Origin of the sequence: Litorimonas haliclonae (assembly GCF_965138505.1) — a bacterium.
In the GTDB taxonomy this organism is placed as follows: Bacteria; Pseudomonadota; Alphaproteobacteria; order Caulobacterales; family Maricaulaceae; genus Litorimonas; species Litorimonas haliclonae.
In genome coordinates, this window is the sequence record NZ_CBCSCO010000006.1 from 65,175 (window position 1) to 85,865 (window position 20,691).

Below are 20,691 nucleotides of genomic sequence, written 5' to 3' on the forward strand. Positions count from 1 at the left end.
CCCTTCAAATTGGAAGGTCTGCTTAGGACAAGTTCGGAAAAAAAGCCTTAAAGTAGCTTAAGCCTGAGGAAGCGTTAGCGGTTGCTTACAAACCTTCCCGCCACCACGCCATCGCAAGACAGATGAAGAAGAGAGAGAAGAATAAAAGCGGCGGCACAAGAGGCTGTCTTTGACTTCGGGTGACGGTGTAATCTTCATAAGCGCGGAGGCCGAGCCAGCTATCGCCGGAGGCGTCGGAATCCAGGTCGATGCGCCTAACTTGGGGCAGCGGATCCTGCCCTAGGCCGACGAGGTCGATAAAGCCGTCAGAACTCTCGGCAATAGGCAGGAGATTTTCGGTCGTTGGAAACAGCTCCGCATATTCTTCGGGGTTGAGCGCCCCAATTGCCGTGATGGTGCTGACATCGCCTTGTTGGAGCCGATAGGCGCCAAACCCTTCTGCGGGAAGTTGGCCCCGGAACAGCCCTTCGGAAACTTCGGAGAGCGACACGCTGCGTTCCGCGCCGGAAGGCGTGATAACGGAAACAGGAGCCTGAACATCTTCGAGACTACGGCGCTCAATCAGGATGTCGCCTCCATCCGCAGAAGCCCGGAGCGTTTCAGCCGCCAAATCCGGCTCGCCCATCAACCAATGGGCCGTTCTGCGGAACATTTCCCGATAAGGCCCGCCTCCGTCATAGCCTTTTGCCCAAAGCCAGGATTGATCAGACATTAACATGGCAACGCGGCCTTTACCGATCTTATCGATTACAAAGAGAGGCGCGCCGTTGTCGCCTTCCATAAGAATATCCCCGCTGACAGGGACATTGTCGATCAGGCGGAACCACCGCCCCCAATTCTCGGCTTCCTGGCCTTTGAAAGAGGAGGTGATGGGATGCCTTCGGCCTTTGCTGTTGAGCGCCGGCCTAAACGTTTCCAGCGTTACCTCTCCGGTCGGCCGCGTCGGCAGAATAGAGGCGAGGGGAGAGCGGAACAGGCTATCCTGACTGGCAAAAGCCGGCCCTGTTCCCAACAGAAGCGCGCCGCCATCTTCTACATACTCAACGATATTGCTGAAGTAACTTGGCCGGATGATGGAGAGCGCCCCGCCAACGCGACCCCGGGAAGACCGTCGGCGATAATGATCAAATATAATAAGATCAAACTCGTCCAGCTTTTCCTCAAATAGCTGCCGTGTCGGGAACTGGATGAGGGAGAGTTCACTCTGGCGGGCATTGGTCGCATTCACACGGGGCATGGTCAGAATGGTGAAGTGAACCAGATCAATGGCTGGGTCGCTCTTGAGGAGGTTCCGCCAGGCGCGTCCCCCATTGTGTGGCTCGCCTGTGATTAGAAGAACCCGCATCCGATCGCGAATGCCGGAGATTTCGCTGACGAACACATTATTGTTCAGCGTCAGCTCATTCTCAGCCGCGACAACGTTCATTTCTACCGTATTAGAACCGCGTCGTTCAATCTCGAGCGGGATGGAAAGAGAGTCGCCAATCGTGATTGGAAAGCGAGCTTTTGGTACGCCGTTCAATTTTACTTCTATGAGCGCGCGTTCGCCCTCATGACCCGGGTCGTCGACTTGGAGGTCAAACTCGGCGATCTCTCCGACAAGGCCAAATCGCGGGGCTGTGATAGCGCGTATGCGGCGGTCTCTAGCCTCAGGATTACCTATAACCAGTGAGTGCAAAGGCACATTCTCCGGTAAAATGGATTCCAGAGTTTCCATATTATCGTGAACTTGTCCGTCGGTGAGGGTAATCACTCCGGCGATGCGGTTATTCCCCGCGGTTCCCAAGGCTTCGACAAGAGCCGAACTAAGCTTTGTTCCGGTTTCATCGCCTGTCACATCCACCTGAATAATGTCCAGAGACCCGTCTTGCTCCAAACCTTCTCTCAGGCCGCTTAATATGGCGCGCCGGGCCTGTGGGCGCTCACCGACGGTCATGGATTGGGACACATCATTTAGGACAATGACTGTGTCGGGCAGAGGCTCTCTATCTTCATCCACTTGTTGAGGGTTCAGAACAGCCAATATCAAAAACAGACCGGCTGTTAGGCGCCAGAAGTAACTTTTTAGTCCTGACGTGGCAGTCAGCAAAGCCGTCACAAAAATCGCAAGTCCCAGCCCAATGATGAGCCACATTGGCAGGATGGGGTCAAAAGCCAGGGCGGAGAGGAGGTCAGTCATCGATACCTCCTTGCGATGTGTTTTCATCGTCGCGATCAGCCGGTTCTAATCCAATGTCTCTCGCACGCTCTTCGCCGAGGCGTTGCACGAGTTCGGCGGAGTGGACCTGATCGGCTTTGTAATTTCCGGCCAGAGTGTACATCGCCAAGTTCACTCCGAACCGCGCTGCAAATTCGCGTTGGCGGGGCAGGGTGTCATCAAGGTCAATAATCGGGCGATTTTCCTCATCCAGAGCCCAAGCGGCCGCCCAGTCGTGACCGCCGATAATAACCGGACTGACGCCGTCGCGCCCGGCGGCATTGCTCGCCGCGTCCACCCAGACCTGCCCATTGGCATACCGTCCCGGATAAGACTGGAGAAGGTAAAAGGCTTTGGTCAGAACATGGTCATTGGGAACGGGTGTTAATCGTGGAATATCAAGAGCTTGAGTTAGATTAGCTAATCCAGGGTGGGCGGAATTTCCTGTTACGGCGCTATCGGCAGAATCGCGTGTATCAAAAACAATTGTCCCGCCGCTTTCCATATAAGCGTTCAAGGCTGTGACAGCCATATCTGAAGGCGTCTGTGCGTCGCGAGAAACCACCCAGTATAGGAAGGGGTAAAGAGTCAGAGCGTCTGTGGCCGGATCAACTCCGTCGACGCCTTCGACATCGATGGTTGTTCTGACCCGCAACTGTTTTCCAAGGCTAAGCAAACCTGTTTCGGTCAGGCGGTCCAGTCGTCCATTCCCTGTCTCGACGTAAGCAAAATGTAGCCCGGTCGCCGCGGTGCTGACTTTCTGGCTGATTTCCTGATTGGAGGTTTCAGCGTCACCGCTTTGAGCTAAGGCCTCAGGTGCAGACATGCCTGCTACGAAACAAAGCGCGATCACACCTGCGACCTGGGGAGATCTTTTGAGAAAGCTTGGACGGCGCCCTGACATCAAAAGCGCAAATAAAGCATCCAAAGCTAAGCCGATTAGGCCAATGGCGAGGCCTATACCGGCTAAGCTCTGTAATTTCGTACTGCCATACTGCTTTCTGGTGGCGCCGCTGGGGAGGGACAGGACGCTGACATTCTTAACATCTTGAAGGGTTTGAAGCGCCCGGCGGCGTGTGCCCTGCGTGTAAAACCCCGGCGGGGTCTGCTTCGTGGCCTTGGCCTTTTCAAATTGCGAGTCTGATAGGGTCACAACGCTGGCGTCTGGCGCCTCAAATCGGCCGAACCCATCCAAGACCCGATTGGCGATCCAGTTTCCGCCTTCAGTTTCCTCGGTGGGCTGCGCCCGGTTTTTAGCCAGTGGCAGGATGCGGCGGAGCATATCGACATAAAGACCACTCAGGGCCAAATTCGACCATTCCGGTCCAGCCGTCACATGAAACAACACTATCAACCCTTCGCCCTTCGGGCCGGCGGTTACGACTGGCGAGCCATCTTCCAATCTAGCCCAACTTCTTGTGTCTGTCTCAATCCCCGGCTGCGCCATAACTTGTTGAGAGACAGTGACTTCGTCAGAGACTTCCAATCCGAAAAAGGGACTATCTGTTTCAAAAGGCGCAAGCGTCTGCGGCGTTTCCCAGCTAAGCGCGCCGCCAATGGCCCGTCCGCCGCCGCGTAAGTCGACAGGAATAAGGTCGTCCACTCGTTTCGCTAATTTGGGTCCGGCAAAACGGATCAACACGCCGCCTTCTTCGACATACTCGGCGAGTCTTTCATCACTGGTTCTCTGACTATCGGGCATAACAATAACGCTGGGGTTAACCGTCAAAAGCGCGTCCAGGTCGCCGTCATAAATATCGGCGTAAGGCTCGAGCGCGGTGCGGGCATAGAAGGGTTCGGAGAGAAGCGGGCTCGCCGTATCGCCGCTACTACTTAGAACGCCGATAAGCGGACGGCCCCAACTGTCATCCAACAATTTCACCGCACCAGCGGATTTTGAACTGGAAAGTTGAATATGTGTGACCCGGTTGCGAAGCTGGGCGGGTAATTCGAACCGTGCTGTGGCTTCGGCATCGCCCGGGGCGAATTGAAGGTCGGATCTCGCTAGAACTGCATTGTCATTACTCATAGCTTGAACTGTTAGATCGACAGGAACGGCGCCGGACACAGGTCTCATCCATCCACTCTCAAATCCGTTCGGAACTTCGCGGGTAAAGGTCGGGAGCGCCACTTCGGAAATGCCAACAGGCACATAAACATTCAAATCTGTGAGGGGGCTGAGCAGATCATCTGGTAAAGATTCATCAGAAAAAGTGAGGCCAGACGAAAGAAATGTACCATCTTTATTGTTTAAATTCAGGTCGTTAAGGAGGGCAATTAAACTACTTACTCCATCTATCCAAGGCTGGGGTTTGAGGGTCTCTATTGTTTCTAGGGCGGACTGAGCGGGTTGGAAGGCGGGCGATTGCTCGTCTCCGGTTGTCAAAACCAAGGCCACCTCGACATTTTCCCGTCGGGCTTTTTTCACTTGCGCTTCGGCTTCATTTAGAATTTCTGACCAAAAGGGCGCGGAGAGCCAGCTATTATCTATCATGAGCAAAAGTGGCCGCTGAGTTTCAGCGGCAGATTTCTTAAATATCGGACCGGCCAATGCAAAGGTAATAAGTGCAATCATCAACAAACGAAACAGCAGCAGCCAGAACGGCGTCTTGGCGGGTGTTTCCTCTTCGGTCTGAATGTCGGCAAAAAGCCGCAAAGGCGGAAAGCTCTGTGTTTTAGGTTTGGGCGGCGCAATTCGCAATATCCACCAGACAAGCGGCAAGGCAAGCAAGCCCAGCAAAGCAAAGGGCGCGAGAAAAGACAATCCGCTCATGAACGGTAATCCGAAGGCTGCCCCGATAGCAGACCGTAAAGCCGGTTTAGGGCAAGTGTCGCGGGTTCGTCCGTTTGATGCCGAATAACCTCCCAGCCCAGTCGGCGGGCCAGAGCGTCAATATCTGATTTATGCTGCTCAAACCGCGCCTGATAAGCCTCTTGCGCCGTTTCCGCGCGGCCAACAAGGAGTGACTTAACAGTCTCCAGGCCTGGCATTTTGAGCTGCAAGCGACCCTTATAGGGGAAGGCTTGTTCAGCGGGATCGACAATATGGAGCAGAATGCCTTGTGTTGGGCGCTCGGCGACTTTTGCCAGCTCTTCTGTCCATGTTTCTATCGGGCCCAAGAAATCGGACGCAATAACCACTTTGGAATGTGGCCGCATATCGCTCTTGAAGTCTGAATGCGTGCCGGGGGTGGTGATGAAATCTTCAAATAATCGATCCAGACCCTTGCGCCCTGTGCGGGAGCGATGCTCCGAGCCTAGAATAGCGCATCGCTCACCCGCTTGCATCAAGAGATGGCTCGTCGCGAGGCAGAGGACGGCGGCCCGTTCGCTTTTTAAAGGTAGATTTTTGTGAGAGGTCCAATCCATCCCGGCGTGTTTGTCTTGCCAGAGATAAACCGTATGCGCCGCTTCCCATTCATTATCGCGGACAAAAAGAGAGTCGCCGCGTGCAGAGCGCCGCCAGTCAATTCGATTGGCTGCGTCCGAGGAATCGTAAGGTCTATATTGCCAGAATGTCTCGCCTTGGCCGGCTTTGCGCCGTCCGTGAAGTCCAGAGGCCATAATCGCCGCCACGCGTTCAGCCTCGGCAAGAAGGGCCGGGTAATTTGAGGCTAGTGTCCGCGCTTCCAGGCGCAGAGAGGCCGGATTATTTAAGGTCGTCTGATACATTCCTAGCGAAGACTGTCTTTCAATTGATCAATGACATGGTCAATTTTCGTGCCGCTGGCCCGCGCCGCGAAGGTGAGCGCCATGCGGTGGCGTAAAACAGGGCCGGCCAAATCAAGGACATCATCAACACTAGGGGATAATCGCCCGTCCAGCAAAGCCTTAGCGCGGGTGGCAAGCATGAGCGCCTGTCCGGCGCGGGGGCCGGGGCCCCAAGAGACGGCTTCGCGAACGCCCCCTAATTCGGTCTGATCCGGGCGGGCATTACGGGTAAGCGCCAAAATTGCGTCCACCACTTTTTCGCCGACAGGCAAGTTTCGAACCAGAGTTTGCATGGCGATAAGGTCTTTGGACGTGAACGCTTTGGCTGCCTTGGTCGTTGCCGCGCCGGTTGTTGCCAAAAGGATTGACCGTTCTGTGTCGAGCGTCGGGAAGTTCACATCAATTTGCAAAAGAAACCGGTCGAGCTGCGCTTCGGGGAGGGGGTAAGTCCCTTCCTGCTCAATCGGGTTTTGGGTCGCCAAAACATGAAACGGTTTCGGAAGAACATGTTTCGCGCCCGCAATTGTGACATACTTTTCCTGCATCGCCTGGAGCAGCGCAGATTGCGTGCGAGGCGAAGCGCGGTTGATCTCATCCGCCATCAATAACTGACTGAAAACAGGCCCTTTTATAAAGCGAAAGGCGCGTTTCCCACTCTCTGATTGTTCCAGCACTTCTGCGCCAAGAATATCGGCGGGCATTAAATCCGGGGTAAACTGAACCCGTTTTTCAGACAGTCCCAGAACAGTTCCGAGGGTTTCAACCAATAAGGACTTCGCGAGTCCAGGCACCCCGACCAGAAGGGCATGGCCTCCCGAAAGGATTGAAATGAGAGATAAATCCACGACATTGCGCTGCCCTATAATGACGCGGCCTATTTCATTCTGGGCCTCGGTCAACTTGCCAATGGCTTTTTCAGCGTCAGCTTCAATATTTTTACCGGCGGGAAGGGATGTGTTCATTGCGGTCATATGTCTCTGGCTTATCCAATAATGTCTCTGTCCTGAAGGACGTCTTATTTTTAGTTTCCGCTGCCCATTTGAAGCGCTTAGTGGAAACGGTTTGGGCTTATCATGCGTAATGCAATTAAGTCTTGCGGAATCATCCGCTATGACAAAGCTGTGATTCACACAGAAAACCCTGAATGACGCTAGGACGAAAGTCTATGGAAATCCCGTTAAATGGCGGTAAGTCGCAGTTCTCTTTGCAGGACCTGCTCGCCGCGCTGAAAAATACCGAGGAGGGCGAACGCCCGGTTGAACAATGGAATCCCGAAAATTGCGGGGAAATGGATATGGTCATTAAGGCCGATGGGTCTTGGTGGCATGAAGGCACGCGGGTGACCCGGTTGCCGCTCGTTAAACTCTTCGCCTCAATCTTGCGTAAGGATGAGGACGGAAAGACTTACCTCGTTACTCCCGTTGAGAAAATAGAGATTAAAGTCGAGCGGGCGCATTTTATTGCGGTTCGCGTCGATATTGAAGGTGAGGGGCAAGACCAACGCGTCTTTTTCACAACTAACCTGGATGACGTAGTCGAGGCCGGGCCTGACACGCCAATACGGGTCGAGACTGACGTGAAGACAATGGAGCCGTCTCCTTTCGTAACAGTTCGAGGACGGCTAGAGGCGGCGATGGCCCGGCCTGTTTTTTATGAACTTGTAGACAGGGCTGTTCCCCGCAAAACAGATGACGGCGAGCAGTTAGGTATTTGGGCCGGGGGAGCGTTTTTCCCGCTCGGCCCGGCAGGCGCGCATAAAGTCTAACTATGGATTGGCGAGAGGCGAGCGAGAAGGAGGTTATTTCGGCCTTGAGCGACGTGCTCTTGCCTGTCGAAATAACGGACGGATCTGACGCCGTGAAACGGGAGGGACAGAGAGTGGCTGCTGTTCTGGCTTTGCTTGTCGAGCGCTCAAATGGCTGGCACGTTGTGCTCACTCAGCGCCCCGAAACCATGCCGTCCCATCCCGGTCAAATCAGCTTCCCCGGAGGGAAACGCGAGCCAAACGAAACCGTCGAAGACGCTGCGATCCGAGAAACCGATGAAGAGATAGGGGTTGGCTTCAAAGACATAACTCTGATTGGTCGACTATCGTCTTTTGACGCGGTGAGCTCTTACCGTGTGACGCCGTTTGTCGGGGTACTTCGTCCAAGCGCCGTCATGAAGGCCAATCCGGGAGAGGTCGAAGATATTTTTGAAGTCCCGATGAGTTTTTTGATGGACCCGGCCTCCCATAAACCGCGAGAGGTTTTCTTTGACGGAAGAGATCACCGCCTTATAGATATGCCCTATGACGGGCCTGACAAAGTGCACCGTAATATATGGGGAATGACGGCCATGATGATTTACCGGCTCTATGAGCGACTTTATAGAAAGTCTGTAACCGCTTGAAGCGGAAGATGTTTCTTTTTGGTGCGGCGGCCTGCGGATTAGCGGCTTGCGCCGCGAACGTCGCCATATGATTTTGGCCTCGCCGCACTGTTGGCCACCCGATTTCTGCGTTGGAGCCAAAGGCCCCCACCCGGGAGAGAAGTTTACTCTCGGTATTAGCAGCGGAAAAAGGTCTCTTAGAGACCGGATTTCCAGACATCTATCGGGGCTTTGGTGAAAAAACCATGGACGCACGCGGTCTCTAAGTTAGGGTCGTCTTTATGACAGACCTTACGCCAGAGAAGTTTCCATGGATGCGGGACAAAGCTATGACCGCTTTGTTCAAAGCCTTTCCAAAAGATAGCCTTCGTTTCGTTGGCGGATGTGTCAGGAATGCTCTCTGGGGCGAAGCTGTGACCGACACGGACTTGGCTGTGGCTCTAAAGCCTAATGAGGTGATATCCGCGCTCAAATCGGCAGGTATCCGCTATATCGAAACGGGCGTTGCTCACGGCACAGTGACAGCAATTATTCAAGGAAAGCCGTATGAAATCACCAGTTTACGGCAGGATATTGAAACGGATGGCCGCCACGCCGTTGTCACTTTTACAGAAGACTGGGCCGAGGACGCGCAGCGGCGAGACCTTACCTTTAATACGCTTTACGCCAACCAAGATGGACGTGTGTTTGATCCAACTGGACAGGGCCTGGAGGATTTAAAAGCCCGCCGCCTTCAGTTTGTCGGCGAAGCTGGTGCGCGCGTGAAAGAAGATTACCTTCGCATCTTGCGATTCTTCCGTTTCCTCGCGTGGTATGGCGGCGACTCGAAAGTCGACGCGGCGTCCCTCAAGGCTTGCCGCGAGAATCGCTCCGGCATTAAAGAGCTTTCGGCGGAACGCGTTTGGTCGGAAATCAAGAAATTGCTCCTTGCGCGGAACCCTTCCCGGGCGCTCCATATTATGCTCACCAATGACATTTTGGAGTTTGTCCTCCCTGAAGCCAATAATGTCGACGGGGTTGACCGTCTTTTGAAATTAGAAACCAGAGAAAATTTAGACCCTGATCCGCTGCTCCGCCTGATGGCGATGAGTGCGAGGGAACCTCTCCAAATGGCGCTTTTGTGTAAGCGTCTTAAAATGTCAGGGGCGGAGACGAAACGGTTGCGAAACTGGGCCGAAGACAGCGAAGCTTTATCTCTAGACTTGTCCGAACGAGATCGAAAGGCAGTGCTGTACCGCGCAGGGAAGCAGACTGTTTTGGACCGCACGCTCTTGCGCGCTGCGGGGGAAAGCGACCCTATTAAGTCAGCACATTGGATGTCATTTGCAAATTTGGCGTCGGATTGGGAACGCCCTGAATTTCCTTTGTCGGGGAAAGACTTGAAAGCCGCCGGGGTTGAAACCGGGCCAAGAATGGGTAAAGCGCTGCAAGCCCTAGAAGCTCTCTGGATTAGAAGCGGGTTCACGGCGGAGAAAGATAAGCTTCTTACGGCACTGAAATTATTGGGGAAATAATTATGTCATCACTGACGCTCTATATCGGCAATTATAATTACTCATCCTGGTCTATGCGGCCTTGGATGGTTTTGCGCAAAGCGGAACTTCCGTTCAAAGAAGAGGTGATCGACCTAGATGTACCGGGATATAAAGATAAATTATTGGCGCTGTCCGATGAAGGCACCGTGCCTGTGTTAAAGGTAAACGATGACTTTCTCCCGGACAGTCTCGCGATTTGTGAATTTGCCGCCAAGGCCGTGCCGAATTTATGGCCCAAAGATGAGGGCCAGAAACAACTCGCCCGCGACGCGGTCGAGCGGATGCATACAGGATTTGCCGCTATCCGCCGCGAAGCGCCGATGAATTTGCGCCGCCGGACTTCTGGAAAAATGCCGGAGGAATGTTTGAAAGAGGCTGCGAAGATCTGCGAGCTTTGGGATGATCTGTTGTCCCGTCATGACGGTCCGTTCCTGTTTAATGAATGGTCCATTGCGGACGCGTTTTACACACCCGTGGCCACGCGTTTTGCGAGCTATGACCTGCCGCGCACCACGCGCTCGGACACCTACATCTCAGAATTAATGAGCGATGAGGATTATCTGGAATGGGAAAGCCGCGCTTTCATGGAAGAGCACGTTCTGCCCGAAACCGAAAAAGTGAATTTATAATGTTAAAGCTCGAAGATTATATCCGAACAATTCCCGATCATCCCAAGCCGGGAATTATGTTCCGGGATATTACGCCGCTTCTGGCCAGCCGGGTCGCCTTTAATGTGGCCATTGATAAAATGGTCTCCGGCGTGACCTATGAAGGACTGGACGCCGTCGCCGGGATTGACGCGAGAGGCTTTATATTTGGCGCCGCTGTCGCCTCCGCGCTGGGGTTAGGCTTCATTCCGGTTCGTAAGAAAGGCAAACTGCCGGGAAAGATTATCTCTGAAGACTATGACCTCGAATATGGCAAAGACAGCCTGGAGGTCTCCGTGGACGATGTAGAAGCAGGACAGCGCGTGATGTTGATCGACGATCTCATTGCGACGGGCGGGACGGCTCTGGCCGCGCTAAAATTGCTCCGGCGCTGTGAGGTGGAGGTCGTGAGCGCCGCCTTTGTTGTCGACCTGCCGGATCTCGGTGGGGCTGACAAGCTGAAAGCGGCGGGATGCCCCGTCTCCGTCCTGATTGGATATGCCGGGCATTAGGGCAGGCGGTAAAGCCTAAACGTTGAATTTGAACAGCATGATATCGCCGTCTTTAACAAGGTAATCCTTGCCTTCCTGGCGGACTTTGCCGGCTTCCTTTGCGCCTTGTTCACCGTTATTATCGACAAAATCATCATAGGCTGTGGTTTCAGCGCGGATGAAGCCTTTTTCAAAGTCGCCATGGATAACGCCTGCGCATTTCGGAGCGGTCCAGCCATGTTTGAACGTCCAAGCACGGGCCTCTTTCGGGCCGACCGTGAAATAAGTTCGAAGGTCGAGCAGGTTATAGCCTGCGCGGATGAGGCGGTTCAAACCCGGCTCTTCCAATCCGATGGCGTCTAAATATTCCGCCTGTTCCTCATCGTCCAGGACGGCCATTTCAGATTCGATTTGAGCGGAGATGATAACTGACTGAGCGCCTTCGGATTTCGCGTGTTCGACGACCTTTTCGGAAAACTTATTGCCGGTGGCCGCGCTTTCCTCATCGACATTGGCAACATATAGAACAGGTTTTGCGGTCAAGAGCTGAAGCATTCTCCAGGCTTTCTTGTCGTCTTCATCAATCTCGGCCGTGCGAGCGGGCTTGCCATCTTCCAGAACTTCAATCGCTTTTTCGATCAGGCGCATCGTTTGCAAAGCGTCTTTATCATTTTGCTTGAGTTTCTTCTCAAGACCCGGCTTGCGTTTTTCAAGGCTTTCCAGATCGGCGAGCATCAGCTCTGTTTCAATCGTCTCATAGTCTGACATGGGATCAATGCGTCCGTCGACATGGGTGATGTCGTCATCTTCGAAACAGCGCAGGACATAAACCACTGCGTCAGTTTCGCGGATATTGCCAAGGAACTGATTGCCCATGCCTTCACCTTTTGACGCGCCTTTGACGAGGCCGGCAATATCGACGAAATTCATACGCGCCGGAATGATCTGCGCTGAGCCGCCGATTTTCGCGATTTTGTCCAGACGAGGCTCCGGAACGGCGACATCGCCGACATTAGGCTCGATCGTGCAGAAAGGGTAGTTAGCTGCTTGTGCATTGGCCGTTTTGGTAAGTGCATTGAAAAGTGTGGATTTTCCAACATTTGGAAGTCCAACAATACCGCATTTAAAACCCATGGGTTTATCCTTTTATATATTCACTTACGCGCGTCTGGAACAGATCGGGCTGTCCGCTGGCGAGTAGATCAGCATATTTGCCGAACGCATTTAGGATGTCGTCTCGCAAATTCTCTTCATCTTTACGGAAGTCGGAGAGAACGTGGCTGTGGACTTTATCTTTGTGACCGGGATGGTCGATACCGATGCGCACGCGCTGATATTCATTCCCGCAATGTTTTTTGATGGAGCGAAGACCGTTATGTCCGGCTATGCCGCCGCCAACTTTTAAGCGGACTTTGCCGAAGTCCAAATCCAGCTCGTCATGAAAGACGGTCACATTTTCCAGAGGAACTTTATAAAACTGCATAGCTAGTTGAACGGATTGACCGGATTCGTTCATAAATGTCGTCGGCTTTAGGAGCAAAACTTTCTGTGAGCCAAACTGGCCCATGCGTACTAGACCCTTGAATTGGGTTTTAGGCGGGGAAAAATTATGATCATCTCCAATGGCGTTTATCGCCATGAAACCGACATTATGACGGTTCCCGGCATATTTTCCGCCGGGATTACCAAGACCTACCCAGATTTGCATGTCAGGCTCCGCTGTTCGCCGTTTGCCAGCGAACAGTCTGCCAAACCACGACAAAATGTCTAGTCTTCGTCAGTCTGCTCAGTGGCAGGGACTTCGTCGGCGGCGACATTTTCGCCTTCTTCGCCCTCAACAGCTTCGTCCTCGTCTTCTTCGATCAGAGCGCGGGAGGCGATAAGTGTTGCGATAGTAAAGTCACGGTCCGTAATGGATGGCTTGACGTTCTTCGGCAAACTCACATCAGACATGTGAAGTGTATCGCCAATTTCCAACTTGGATACGTCAGCTTCGATGGAGTCCGGAATTTCGCCCGCCGGGCATTTCACTTCGATAGCGTGACGTACAACGTTGAGCGTTCCGCCTTCTTTCAGGCCAGGGGACTCTTCTTCGCCGATGAAGTTCACAGAAACTTCAACTTCAATGATAGTCTTGTCTGTCACGCGGAATAGGTCGACGTGAACAGGCATGTCGCTAACAGGGTGGAACTGAACGTCCTTGGTCAGAACTTTCTGCTTTTTACCGTCATGCGAAATTTCGATCATGGATTGCAGGAATTGGCCGGAGTTGAGCGCTCGCAGAACCTCGTTATACTTGAAAGAAATAGAAACAGGCGCTTCGTCTCCTCCATATACAACACCGGGCACAAGGCCGTTACGGCGGGCGGCACGGGCATTCCCGGAACCTGAATTTTCACGGATATCTACGTCCAGAACAACACTCATTGTCTTCGTCCTTTAATGGTCAATCGGCGGGCCGCTTAAAAAAGACAAAGCCGCCATCGGGGCGGCCCATTCATCTGTCTCTCGCAAAACACGCGTAAAGTCGCGCGCTCTATAAGCAAAGCCGAGAGGGAGCGCAAGTCCGTAAGGTGTGAAAATATACACGATTAAGCGCAATTTTAGCCCCAAAATTTTAGAGACTGCAACTTGCCCGTCTTTAACGGAGGTCATAGGACGGGATATGCCGCTATTCAATGCCCGATTCCTAAAAAAGACTATTGGCGAGACTCCGCCTCCGATTCCGGCGGAGCATCGTACGATCCTTGAAAGCTGGTCGGCAGATGTAAAAACAAACCGCATCAAGGAAGTCACCGAAAGTCAGATTGAAAGCCGATTCTACGAAGAAATCGTCAAGTCCGTTCTGGGCTATAGCGGGGAAGGGGCTGCCGAAACATTCCAAAGCGAACCGAAAGTCAATATCGGCACGGGCATTGTCGATCTGGCGCTGGGGGATTTTGATAAGTCGGGACGTAAGGATGTAAAGGTTCCTTTCGAATTGAAGGGCGCAAGAACTTCTGACCTCGACGCCATCATGTCCGGACGTAATATCACGCCAGTGCAGCAGGCCTGGCAATATGCTGTCGCCAATTCCGGCACAAAGTGGATATTGGTCTGTAACATGACAGAGCTGCGGCTTTATTCTTACGATCGGGGCATAAACGAGTATGAGCGGTGGGAGCTTTACCGCCTGACCGACCCCTATGAATATGCCCGGTTCAAGCTTTTACTCTCCCCGGAGAACCTGCTCACGGATGTCACGCGCGGTTTGCTCCGCAAATCCCGCGATGTTGATCAGGAAATCTCTGAACAACTCTATGCCGATTATAAGGATTTGCGGCTTGGCCTGATTGGCGAAATCCGCCGCACCCGCAAGGATATTCCTGCCGAAACCGCCATCAAGACGGCGCAAACCATTCTTGACCGCATCCTCTTTATCGCCTTTGCGGAGGATACGGGGCTCCTACCGGAAAACACGATCAAGAAAGCTTATGAATTTCGAAATGATTACGGCGATCCGGTTCCGGCGTGGCAGCAATTCAAGGGCCTGTTCCGCGCCGTGGATAAGGGAAATGAAGCCCTAAAAATTCCGCGTTACAATGGCGGGCTATTCGAGGAAAACGACCTGATTTCGTCATTGGAGCTGAGCGACACGCTCATGGCCGGGTTCAAGGCCCTGGCCGACTATGATTTTGCCAGCGAGGTGCGCGTGACGGTGCTGGGGCGGATATTCGAACAATCCATTACCGATCTGGAAGAGCTGCAATCCATCGCGCAAAACGATATTGATTTCGACGCCCCCAAATCGCTCGGCACGACGGGACGGCGCAAACGTGAAGGGGTTATCTACACGCCAGATTATATCGCCGAATTCATTGTCGATCAGACCATTGGAACGCGGTTGAAAGAGCTGTTTTCCATGTGCGTCGCCAAATATGCCAAAAAGGGCGAGGTTGAAGATTATGAAAATATCATCTGGAAAAAAGGTAAGTCGGTCAATGGCAGCACTGATATCGACGCCTGGCGGGCCTATCGTGAGTTGATTTCAGAGTTGAAAGTCGTCGATCCGGCCTGTGGGTCGGGCGTTTTTCTGGTCACGGCATTCGACTATCTGAAAACAGAATATAACCGGGTAAATAACAAGATAGCCGAGCTCGACCCGAAAGGCGCAATGGACTTGTTCGATACTGACCGCGAAGTCCTGACGAAAAATCTCTACGGCGTGGATGTGAATGCGGAAAGCGTGGAAATCACCAAGCTCTCGCTCTGGCTGAAAACGGCCAAATATGGCAAGGTACTGGACAGCCTCGATGGGAATATCAAAGTCGGGGACAGCCTGATCGGCACGTCCAATTTCGCTTATCACGAACATAGTTTTGACTGGCGCACGGCCTTTCCACAGGTCGAGGACGGATTATTTGATATCGTTCTCGGCAATCCGCCCTATGTGCGTCAGGAACGGTTCAAAGACATCAAAGAGGCGCTAAAGAAACGTTATGAGGTCTATCACGGCGTGGCGGATCTGTTCGTCTATTTCTTTGAACGCGGTATGCGGCAGTTAAAAGAGGGCGGACGCCTCGGCTATATCTGCTCCTCGACCTTTTTCAAAACAAATAGCGGCGGGCCGCTTCGGAATTATATCGCCGCGAACGGCTTGATTGAAACCATGGTGGATTTTGGCGATCTACAGGTCTTTGAAGGGGTCACAACCTATCCCGCCATTTTGACAGTTAGAAAAGGCACGCCCGCCCCCGGGCGTCATACCAAATTCTGGGTGCTGGACGACCTGCCCAGAGATAATTTTGCCGCCGCTTATGAGGATAAGGCGCAGGAATTTGACCAGTCTGATCTGTCAAGTGCGGCGTGGAAATTCGAAGCGCCGGAGCTGATTGCGCTCCGCCGAAAACTGACCGAAGGCCGCAAAACCTTGAAAGAGGTTTATGGGTCGCCCTACCGCGGAATTTTGACAGGCCGAAATGAAGCCTTCGTTATTGACCGCGCCACGCGTGATAGGTTGGTGAAAGAGGATGGACGGACTGTTGAAAGATTGAAACCTTGGTTGGTCGGACGAGATTTGAAAAAGTGGCGGGTCGAGCCGCAAGATCAATATCTGATTTTCTTTCCCAAAGGGTGGACAGAAGAGACTTATGGCGAGCTTACGGAAACCAAAGCTTGGCAAAAGTTGGAAACAGACTTTCCAGCCATTTGTGAACACCTTCTCCCATATGCGCAGGTGTGTAGAAAACGGACAGATCAAGGGGATTACTGGTGGGAGTTAAGGGCGTGTGATTATTACGATAAATTTGAAGAACCGAAGATTATTTATCCTGATTTGTCTCAAGGGCCAAAATTCTCCAGTAATATTAAATGTTATTCTCCCAACACAACATACTTTATTCCCCAAAATGACGAAGCACTCGTTGGTTTGCTCAATGCTAACATTACTTGGTTTTTCTTAAGAGGAATCTCTGATGCAATGAGAGGTGGTACTTGGCGCATGTTCTCTCAGAACATTGAACGAATTCCTATTCCGTTTATTACTTCGTCTATTCGAAAAGAAGTAAACTCTTTATCAAAAGTTTGCCAACAGAGCTGGGAAAAGACATTTCTAATTATGCGTCGTGTCCAAAATCGTATCCCGGACCTTTGCCCGGACGACCGCGATCCGAAACTGTCCAACAAGCTGAAAGACTGGCACAGACTACCCGACTTCGCCGCGTTTCGTAAGGAAATCAAGCGCGTTTATAAAACGGATATTCCGCTCTCGGAACGCAGCGAGTGGGAGGCATGGCTGGAAACGGAACGCACCGCCATCGGAGCGTTACAAGGGCAAATTGCCAGCGCCGAGGCCGAGATTAACCGAATTGTCTATGAGCTGTTCGATCTCACCCCGGAGGAAATCGCCCTGATCGAGGCAAATGTATAAGCCTAACTGAACAGTTTGGAGACGCTTTCGTCATTGGCAATACGGCGGATAGCTTCGCCGAGCAGGGTCGCTGTGGAGCATTCGCGAATCTTCGGGCAATTTTTGACGGCGTCCGGTTGCGCAATGGTGTCTGTGATAACAACTTCTGTCAGCTCTGACTTGGTAATGCGTTCCACCGCCGGATCGGATAATACGCCGTGGGTGATATAGGCAGAAACGGTATTGGCCCCGTGATCCTTGAGCGCTTTAGCTGCATTGCAGAGCGTCCCACCGGAATCGATGATATCATCATAGAGGATACAGCTACGTCCTGCGACATCGCCGATAATGTTCATGACTTCTGATTCGCCGGCTTTGGGGCGGCGTTTATCGACAATGGCGATATCGGCATTAAACATTTTCGCGATAGCGCGGGTTCTTACGACGCCGCCCGTGTCCGGAGAGACAAACAACAGATTTTCCCGATCCGACGCCGTAAAACGATCTTTGATGTCATTCACAAAGACGGGCTGTCCGAAAAGATTGTCCGTTGGGATGTCGAAAAACCCCTGAATTTGTCCGGCGTGGAGGTCAACGGTCAGAACGCGGTGAGCGCCCGCCTTAGAAATCAGATTAGCTACGAGTTTGGCCGAGATCGGGGTCCGTCCACCTGTTTTTCTGTCCTGACGGGCATAGCCGAAATAAGGAATGACAGCCGTGATGCGCTGCGCCGAAGCCCGGACAAGCGCGTCGATCAGGATGAGGAGTTCCATCAAATGATCATTAGCGGGGGCCGAAGTCGGCTGAACAAGGAATATATCCTCACCGCGCACATTTTCATTTATTTTGGCGAAAATTTCCTGATCGCGGAACCGTTCTATATCAACGGAGGTGAGCGGAATATCGAGAACATCGGCGATGCCCCGGGCGAGAGGTTCATTGGCCGTGCCGCTGATCAGTTTCATGCGATTTTATCCGTATCAAGAGCCGCTGGCAAAACGCCGGTAGGCTCGGTCGTGTTAGGGGCGTCTTAGGGGGGCGAATCAGGTGAGTCTAGAGCTGAGAGGTGATTCACCTGCGGATTATGACAGAAAGATTACGCCCATAGCCTTTCACCCCCTCATGGGTGTTGCGGCGATAGCTGAAATAGTCCTCGGCTTGGCCATAAGTACAGTCGCCAAGCCAGGCGCAGCTTTCAATGCCACTCGCTCTCAGGCGCGACAGGATAAAACCCGGCAGGTCAAAATGCGGAATGTCTTTTGCGCTATCTTTGAAAAACCGCTCAAATGTCTCGTCGATGTCCATAAATTCCGATTTGAACGCGTCCCCGACTTCGTAATTGGGTTGGCTGATACACGCGCCTAGCACCGCAGACATATTGGCGGGGGAGGCGCCAGCCTCACACATGGCGGCAACTGTGCTCTCGACAATTCCGCCCAGCGCCCCGCGCCATCCGGCGTGGCACGCGCCGATGACTCCGGCTTCTGCGTCTTCAAACAGGACAGGGCCACAATCGGCGGAAAGAACGGAGAGAGCAATGCCCTTGGTTGTCGTGACTAGACCATCTGCCTTTAAAGGCGAAGAGGGCGGCTCTGAGATGATTTCAACCTGATCCGAATGGATCTGATGAAGACTGACCAGGTGATCAGCCTGGAGGGCGTCTGATATCCGCTTTCGGTTTTCGGCGACATCCATCGGACTGTCCTCCGAGCGTTCTCCGGCGTTCAGACTTTCGTAAATCCCTTGAGACACGCCGCCTTGCCGACCAAAGAAACCGTGGCTTGAGGTGAGGGAGGAGTGGGTCTTAAATGGAGGCGTCATTCTCGAAATCCTAACGGTGTTTGCAGGCCGGGGGATTGTAGACACACGGCCTTAAACAACTCTCCCATTTCCGCTTCATCCGTCAGGCGGTGAAGTTGCCGCGCTATGACGGCCTTCGAATCAGGTTGAGCTCGAGCGAGGGCCACGGCGCGCATTTCCAGCCCAAGTTTAGACAGAAACTCCCTCTGGGTCACGGGGCCACTCGTGGTTAAACCTTCGGAGTCTCCCACCTGGATCAAGGTTTGGAAATCAACCCGCGCGGTCAGGTCACTCTCGCCCGGCTGCTCGAACACACCAATTTTCTTATGCCGCTTCAGGGCTTGGAGCGTGTCGCCAAATTCTGTGACTTCCGGGCCATAATCAATAAAGAGCGCGCGGCCCGGATGCGCTTTAAATCGCGTCTTCAGAGTCTCTATGATTTGATGAAGGGAAGGGCAGGTTTCTAGTAACTCGTCCTTTCTGGCCTCGCTTTGGGCGTCAGGAATAAAACTCTTCGCCGTTGCACCTATCGGCTCAGGGCCAATTTCAAACCGCAGACGGCCATCTTCATCCAGTCCCACATGGCGTTCATGCCAGCCGTCTTTTCCAGCAAAGGGATCGCGTTGCACGAATTGCCGTATAGGGAGGCAGTCGAGAAATTCATTTCCGACTACCAAGGACGGGCCGGCTGGCGCGGTCTCAAGACTTGTAACCCATTGAACCGGAAAACCGAGATGTCCGAGTGTCTGCCCTTGCACGGCTTCGAGGGCGGAGGAGGCTTCGATCAAGACGACCTGAACAGCTTTTTTAAAATCTTTATCCAAAGACGCCGCGCGAAGCATGTCGCCCATCATTACGCCGCGGCCAGGGCCGAGCTCAATTAGGAAAAACGGATCGGGCTTTCCTAAATCCATCCAGCTTTGCAGGGCGAAAAGCCCCAGAACTTCACCGAACATCTGGCTGATTTCGGGGGCAGTGATAAAATCTCCGGCGCTGCCGAGAGGGTCGCGGGTGGGATAGAATCCGTCCACCGGATCAAGCAGGCACAGCGTCATATATTCGGCGACGCTGATGGGGCCAGTTGATTTTATAAGCGCCTTAATCCGGTCTTCGAGCTTCGTACTCATTTTTTAGGTTTAGCTGTCTCGGGGTCGGCCACGCGTTTCGGCGAAACAGGGGAACGTTTCCAGGCCCAGATCATCAAGATTGCGCCGATTACGATCATGGGAAGGGAATACGCCATGCCGCGCGTGAGTTCGCCGATAAGAGGGTAAGTCCCGAACTGCGGGATATTGTCCGGCGTCCGGACAAACTCAACGCTGAAACGGAACAGACCATAAAAGAACATGAGCGCGCCAAAAACGACGCCCGGCTTGGTCAGCGCTTTAAATCTCGTGCAAAGAATACGTAGGATAAGCCAGAGAACAAACCCCTCGAGAAAGGCTTCGTAAAGCTGGCTCGGATGGCGAGGTTGAGAATCCGGAGCGGTTGAAAAAATAAACCCCCAAGGCACATCTGTGACGCGGCCATAAAGCTCTTCATTGACGAAATTTGTGAGCCTGACCAAGCCCAAACCAATCGGCGCGCCGACGCTTGCCATATCTCCGATGCGGAGCTTGGGAACCTTTGTCCGCCAGCTCGAATAAGCGCAGGCCGCGACCACGCCGAGAAAGCCCCCATGAAAACTCATCCCGCCTGTCCAGACTTTGAAAATATCCAGAGGCGCTTCCCAAATTGTGGAGGTAGAATAGAAAAGTATATAACCGAGACGCCCGCCAACAATAATGCCGAGCAGGCAGTAGAACATCAAATCCTGCAGCATGGTTTTGGTCGGCACGACTTCGGGTAGGCGCGTGGCCCCATTGGCGATCCAGATATCTTTACGCTGGCACAGGCGATTGGCGTAATAATAGGCCCCGAACACACCCACGAGGTAGGCGAGGCCGTACCATTTGACCGAGAGCGGCCCGATAGAAAAAGCCTCGTCACTCAGCCAGGTCGGAAAGACAATTGCCTGAAAGTCAGATATCAATGCCAAAAACATGCAAACCCT

Annotated in this window: 18 protein-coding genes; 6 read left to right on the forward strand and 12 right to left on the reverse strand. The window is 53.0% G+C overall.

What is annotated here, in order from left to right:
* Nucleotides 1–85: 85 nt before the first annotated feature.
* The 4 genes from ACNA05_RS12540 to ACNA05_RS12555 are packed head-to-tail and all read right to left on the reverse strand — an operon-like array spanning nt 86 to nt 6,879.
* Entirely contained in the window at nt 86–2,179 is a 2,094-nt protein-coding gene (locus tag ACNA05_RS12540) for a hypothetical protein (RefSeq protein WP_415811847.1), read from the reverse strand.
* On the reverse strand, nt 2,172–4,970 hold the full coding sequence (locus tag ACNA05_RS12545) for a DUF4159 domain-containing protein (RefSeq protein ID WP_415811848.1): 2,799 nt from the start codon (nt 4,968–4,970) through the stop codon (nt 2,172–2,174). Before ACNA05_RS12545 ends, ACNA05_RS12540 begins: the two co-directional genes overlap by 8 nt.
* Entirely contained in the window at nt 4,967–5,869 is a 903-nt protein-coding gene (locus ACNA05_RS12550; RefSeq protein WP_415811849.1) for a DUF58 domain-containing protein, read from the reverse strand. The genes ACNA05_RS12545 and ACNA05_RS12550 overlap by 4 nt, the downstream gene beginning before the upstream one ends.
* A gap of 2 nt (nt 5,870–5,871) precedes the next feature.
* On the reverse strand, nt 5,872–6,879 hold the full coding sequence (locus ACNA05_RS12555) for an AAA family ATPase (protein WP_415811850.1): 1,008 nt from the start codon (nt 6,877–6,879) through the stop codon (nt 5,872–5,874).
* Nucleotides 6,880–7,073: 194 nt separating this feature from the next.
* On the opposite strand from ACNA05_RS12555, the gene ACNA05_RS12560 reads away from it, so the two are divergent.
* The 5 genes from ACNA05_RS12560 to ACNA05_RS12580 all read left to right on the forward strand — a co-directional run bounded on the left by ACNA05_RS12560 (nt 7,074) and on the right by ACNA05_RS12580 (nt 10,972).
* Complete coding sequence (locus tag ACNA05_RS12560) at nt 7,074–7,673, forward strand: DUF1285 domain-containing protein (RefSeq protein WP_415811851.1); 600 nt, start codon at nt 7,074–7,076, stop codon at nt 7,671–7,673.
* A gap of 2 nt (nt 7,674–7,675) precedes the next feature.
* Nucleotides 7,676–8,299 carry an NUDIX hydrolase gene (locus tag ACNA05_RS12565; protein WP_415811852.1) on the forward strand — a complete coding sequence of 208 codons (624 nt, stop codon included), beginning with the start codon at nt 7,676–7,678 and terminating at the stop codon, nt 8,297–8,299.
* 260 nt (nt 8,300–8,559) lie between these two features.
* A complete protein-coding gene (locus tag ACNA05_RS12570; protein WP_415811853.1) occupies nt 8,560–9,792 on the forward strand; it encodes a CCA tRNA nucleotidyltransferase in 1,233 nt (410 codons plus the stop codon).
* Between the two features lie 2 nt (nt 9,793–9,794).
* A complete protein-coding gene (locus tag ACNA05_RS12575) occupies nt 9,795–10,442 on the forward strand; it encodes a glutathione S-transferase (RefSeq protein WP_415811854.1) in 648 nt (215 codons plus the stop codon).
* On the forward strand, nt 10,442–10,972 hold the full coding sequence (locus ACNA05_RS12580) for an adenine phosphoribosyltransferase (protein ID WP_415811855.1): 531 nt from the start codon (nt 10,442–10,444) through the stop codon (nt 10,970–10,972). The genes ACNA05_RS12575 and ACNA05_RS12580 overlap by 1 nt, the downstream gene beginning before the upstream one ends.
* 15 nt (nt 10,973–10,987) lie before the next feature.
* Here the strand turns inward: ACNA05_RS12580 and ychF are convergent, their stop codons facing one another.
* Genes ychF through ACNA05_RS12600 form a run of 4 tightly spaced genes read right to left on the reverse strand, consistent with a single transcriptional unit; the run spans nt 10,988 to nt 13,606 of the window.
* Nucleotides 10,988–12,085 carry a redox-regulated ATPase YchF gene (gene ychF / locus ACNA05_RS12585; RefSeq protein WP_415811856.1) on the reverse strand — a complete coding sequence of 366 codons (1,098 nt, stop codon included), beginning with the start codon at nt 12,083–12,085 and terminating at the stop codon, nt 10,988–10,990.
* 4 nt (nt 12,086–12,089) lie between these two features.
* Complete coding sequence (pth, locus tag ACNA05_RS12590; protein ID WP_415811857.1) at nt 12,090–12,659, reverse strand: aminoacyl-tRNA hydrolase; 570 nt, start codon at nt 12,657–12,659, stop codon at nt 12,090–12,092.
* 59 nt (nt 12,660–12,718) lie between these two features.
* Nucleotides 12,719–13,378 (reverse strand): 50S ribosomal protein L25/general stress protein Ctc, encoded by a 660-nt coding sequence (locus ACNA05_RS12595; protein ID WP_415811858.1) that lies wholly within the window; start codon nt 13,376–13,378, stop codon nt 12,719–12,721.
* Nucleotides 13,379–13,390: 12 nt separating this feature from the next.
* Complete coding sequence (locus tag ACNA05_RS12600) at nt 13,391–13,606, reverse strand: hypothetical protein (RefSeq protein ID WP_415811859.1); 216 nt, start codon at nt 13,604–13,606, stop codon at nt 13,391–13,393.
* 10 nt (nt 13,607–13,616) lie between these two features.
* Between ACNA05_RS12600 and ACNA05_RS12605 the strand changes: the two genes are divergently transcribed.
* A complete protein-coding gene (locus ACNA05_RS12605) occupies nt 13,617–16,859 on the forward strand; it encodes an Eco57I restriction-modification methylase domain-containing protein (protein WP_415811860.1) in 3,243 nt (1,080 codons plus the stop codon).
* A 2-nt stretch (nt 16,860–16,861) separates the two neighbouring features.
* Here ACNA05_RS12605 and ACNA05_RS12610 read toward each other — a convergent pair whose 3' ends face one another.
* The 4 genes from ACNA05_RS12610 to lgt form a co-directional block, all read right to left on the reverse strand.
* A complete protein-coding gene (locus ACNA05_RS12610; protein ID WP_415811861.1) occupies nt 16,862–17,803 on the reverse strand; it encodes a ribose-phosphate pyrophosphokinase in 942 nt (313 codons plus the stop codon).
* Between the two features lie 106 nt (nt 17,804–17,909).
* The gene (pgeF, locus tag ACNA05_RS12615) at nt 17,910–18,659 is read right to left on the reverse strand and encodes a peptidoglycan editing factor PgeF (protein ID WP_415811862.1); all 750 of its coding nucleotides are present in this window, start codon (nt 18,657–18,659) and stop codon (nt 17,910–17,912) included.
* A complete protein-coding gene (locus ACNA05_RS12620; protein ID WP_415811863.1) occupies nt 18,656–19,765 on the reverse strand; it encodes a class I SAM-dependent methyltransferase in 1,110 nt (369 codons plus the stop codon). Before ACNA05_RS12620 ends, pgeF begins: the two co-directional genes overlap by 4 nt.
* Nucleotides 19,762–20,682 (reverse strand): prolipoprotein diacylglyceryl transferase, encoded by a 921-nt coding sequence (gene lgt / locus ACNA05_RS12625; protein WP_415811864.1) that lies wholly within the window; start codon nt 20,680–20,682, stop codon nt 19,762–19,764. The genes ACNA05_RS12620 and lgt overlap by 4 nt, the downstream gene beginning before the upstream one ends.
* Nucleotides 20,683–20,691: the final 9 nt, after the last annotated feature.

Bases quoted from the DNA above. Each gene is read 5' to 3' on its own strand.
- ACNA05_RS12540 (WP_415811847.1), bottom strand. From the start codon at position 2,179: ATGACTGACCTCCTCTCCGCCCTGGCTTTTGACCCCATCCTGCCAATG.
- ACNA05_RS12545 (WP_415811848.1), bottom strand. From the start codon at position 4,970: ATGAGCGGATTGTCTTTTCTCGCGCCCTTTGCTTTGCTGGGCTTGCTT.
- ACNA05_RS12550 (WP_415811849.1), bottom strand. From the start codon at position 5,869: ATGTATCAGACGACCTTAAATAATCCGGCCTCTCTGCGCCTGGAAGCG.
- ACNA05_RS12555 (WP_415811850.1), bottom strand. From the start codon at position 6,879: ATGACCGCAATGAACACATCCCTTCCCGCCGGTAAAAATATTGAAGCT.
- ACNA05_RS12560 (WP_415811851.1), top strand. From the start codon at position 7,074: ATGGAAATCCCGTTAAATGGCGGTAAGTCGCAGTTCTCTTTGCAGGAC.
- ACNA05_RS12565 (WP_415811852.1), top strand. From the start codon at position 7,676: ATGGATTGGCGAGAGGCGAGCGAGAAGGAGGTTATTTCGGCCTTGAGC.
- ACNA05_RS12570 (WP_415811853.1), top strand. From the start codon at position 8,560: ATGACAGACCTTACGCCAGAGAAGTTTCCATGGATGCGGGACAAAGCT.
- ACNA05_RS12575 (WP_415811854.1), top strand. From the start codon at position 9,795: ATGTCATCACTGACGCTCTATATCGGCAATTATAATTACTCATCCTGG.
- ACNA05_RS12580 (WP_415811855.1), top strand. From the start codon at position 10,442: ATGTTAAAGCTCGAAGATTATATCCGAACAATTCCCGATCATCCCAAG.
- ychF (WP_415811856.1), bottom strand. From the start codon at position 12,085: ATGGGTTTTAAATGCGGTATTGTTGGACTTCCAAATGTTGGAAAATCC.
- pth (WP_415811857.1), bottom strand. From the start codon at position 12,659: ATGCAAATCTGGGTAGGTCTTGGTAATCCCGGCGGAAAATATGCCGGG.
- ACNA05_RS12595 (WP_415811858.1), bottom strand. From the start codon at position 13,378: ATGAGTGTTGTTCTGGACGTAGATATCCGTGAAAATTCAGGTTCCGGG.
- ACNA05_RS12600 (WP_415811859.1), bottom strand. From the start codon at position 13,606: ATGACCTCCGTTAAAGACGGGCAAGTTGCAGTCTCTAAAATTTTGGGG.
- ACNA05_RS12605 (WP_415811860.1), top strand. From the start codon at position 13,617: ATGCCGCTATTCAATGCCCGATTCCTAAAAAAGACTATTGGCGAGACT.
- ACNA05_RS12610 (WP_415811861.1), bottom strand. From the start codon at position 17,803: ATGAAACTGATCAGCGGCACGGCCAATGAACCTCTCGCCCGGGGCATC.
- pgeF (WP_415811862.1), bottom strand. From the start codon at position 18,659: ATGACGCCTCCATTTAAGACCCACTCCTCCCTCACCTCAAGCCACGGT.
- ACNA05_RS12620 (WP_415811863.1), bottom strand. From the start codon at position 19,765: ATGAGTACGAAGCTCGAAGACCGGATTAAGGCGCTTATAAAATCAACT.
- lgt (WP_415811864.1), bottom strand. From the start codon at position 20,682: ATGTTTTTGGCATTGATATCTGACTTTCAGGCAATTGTCTTTCCGACC.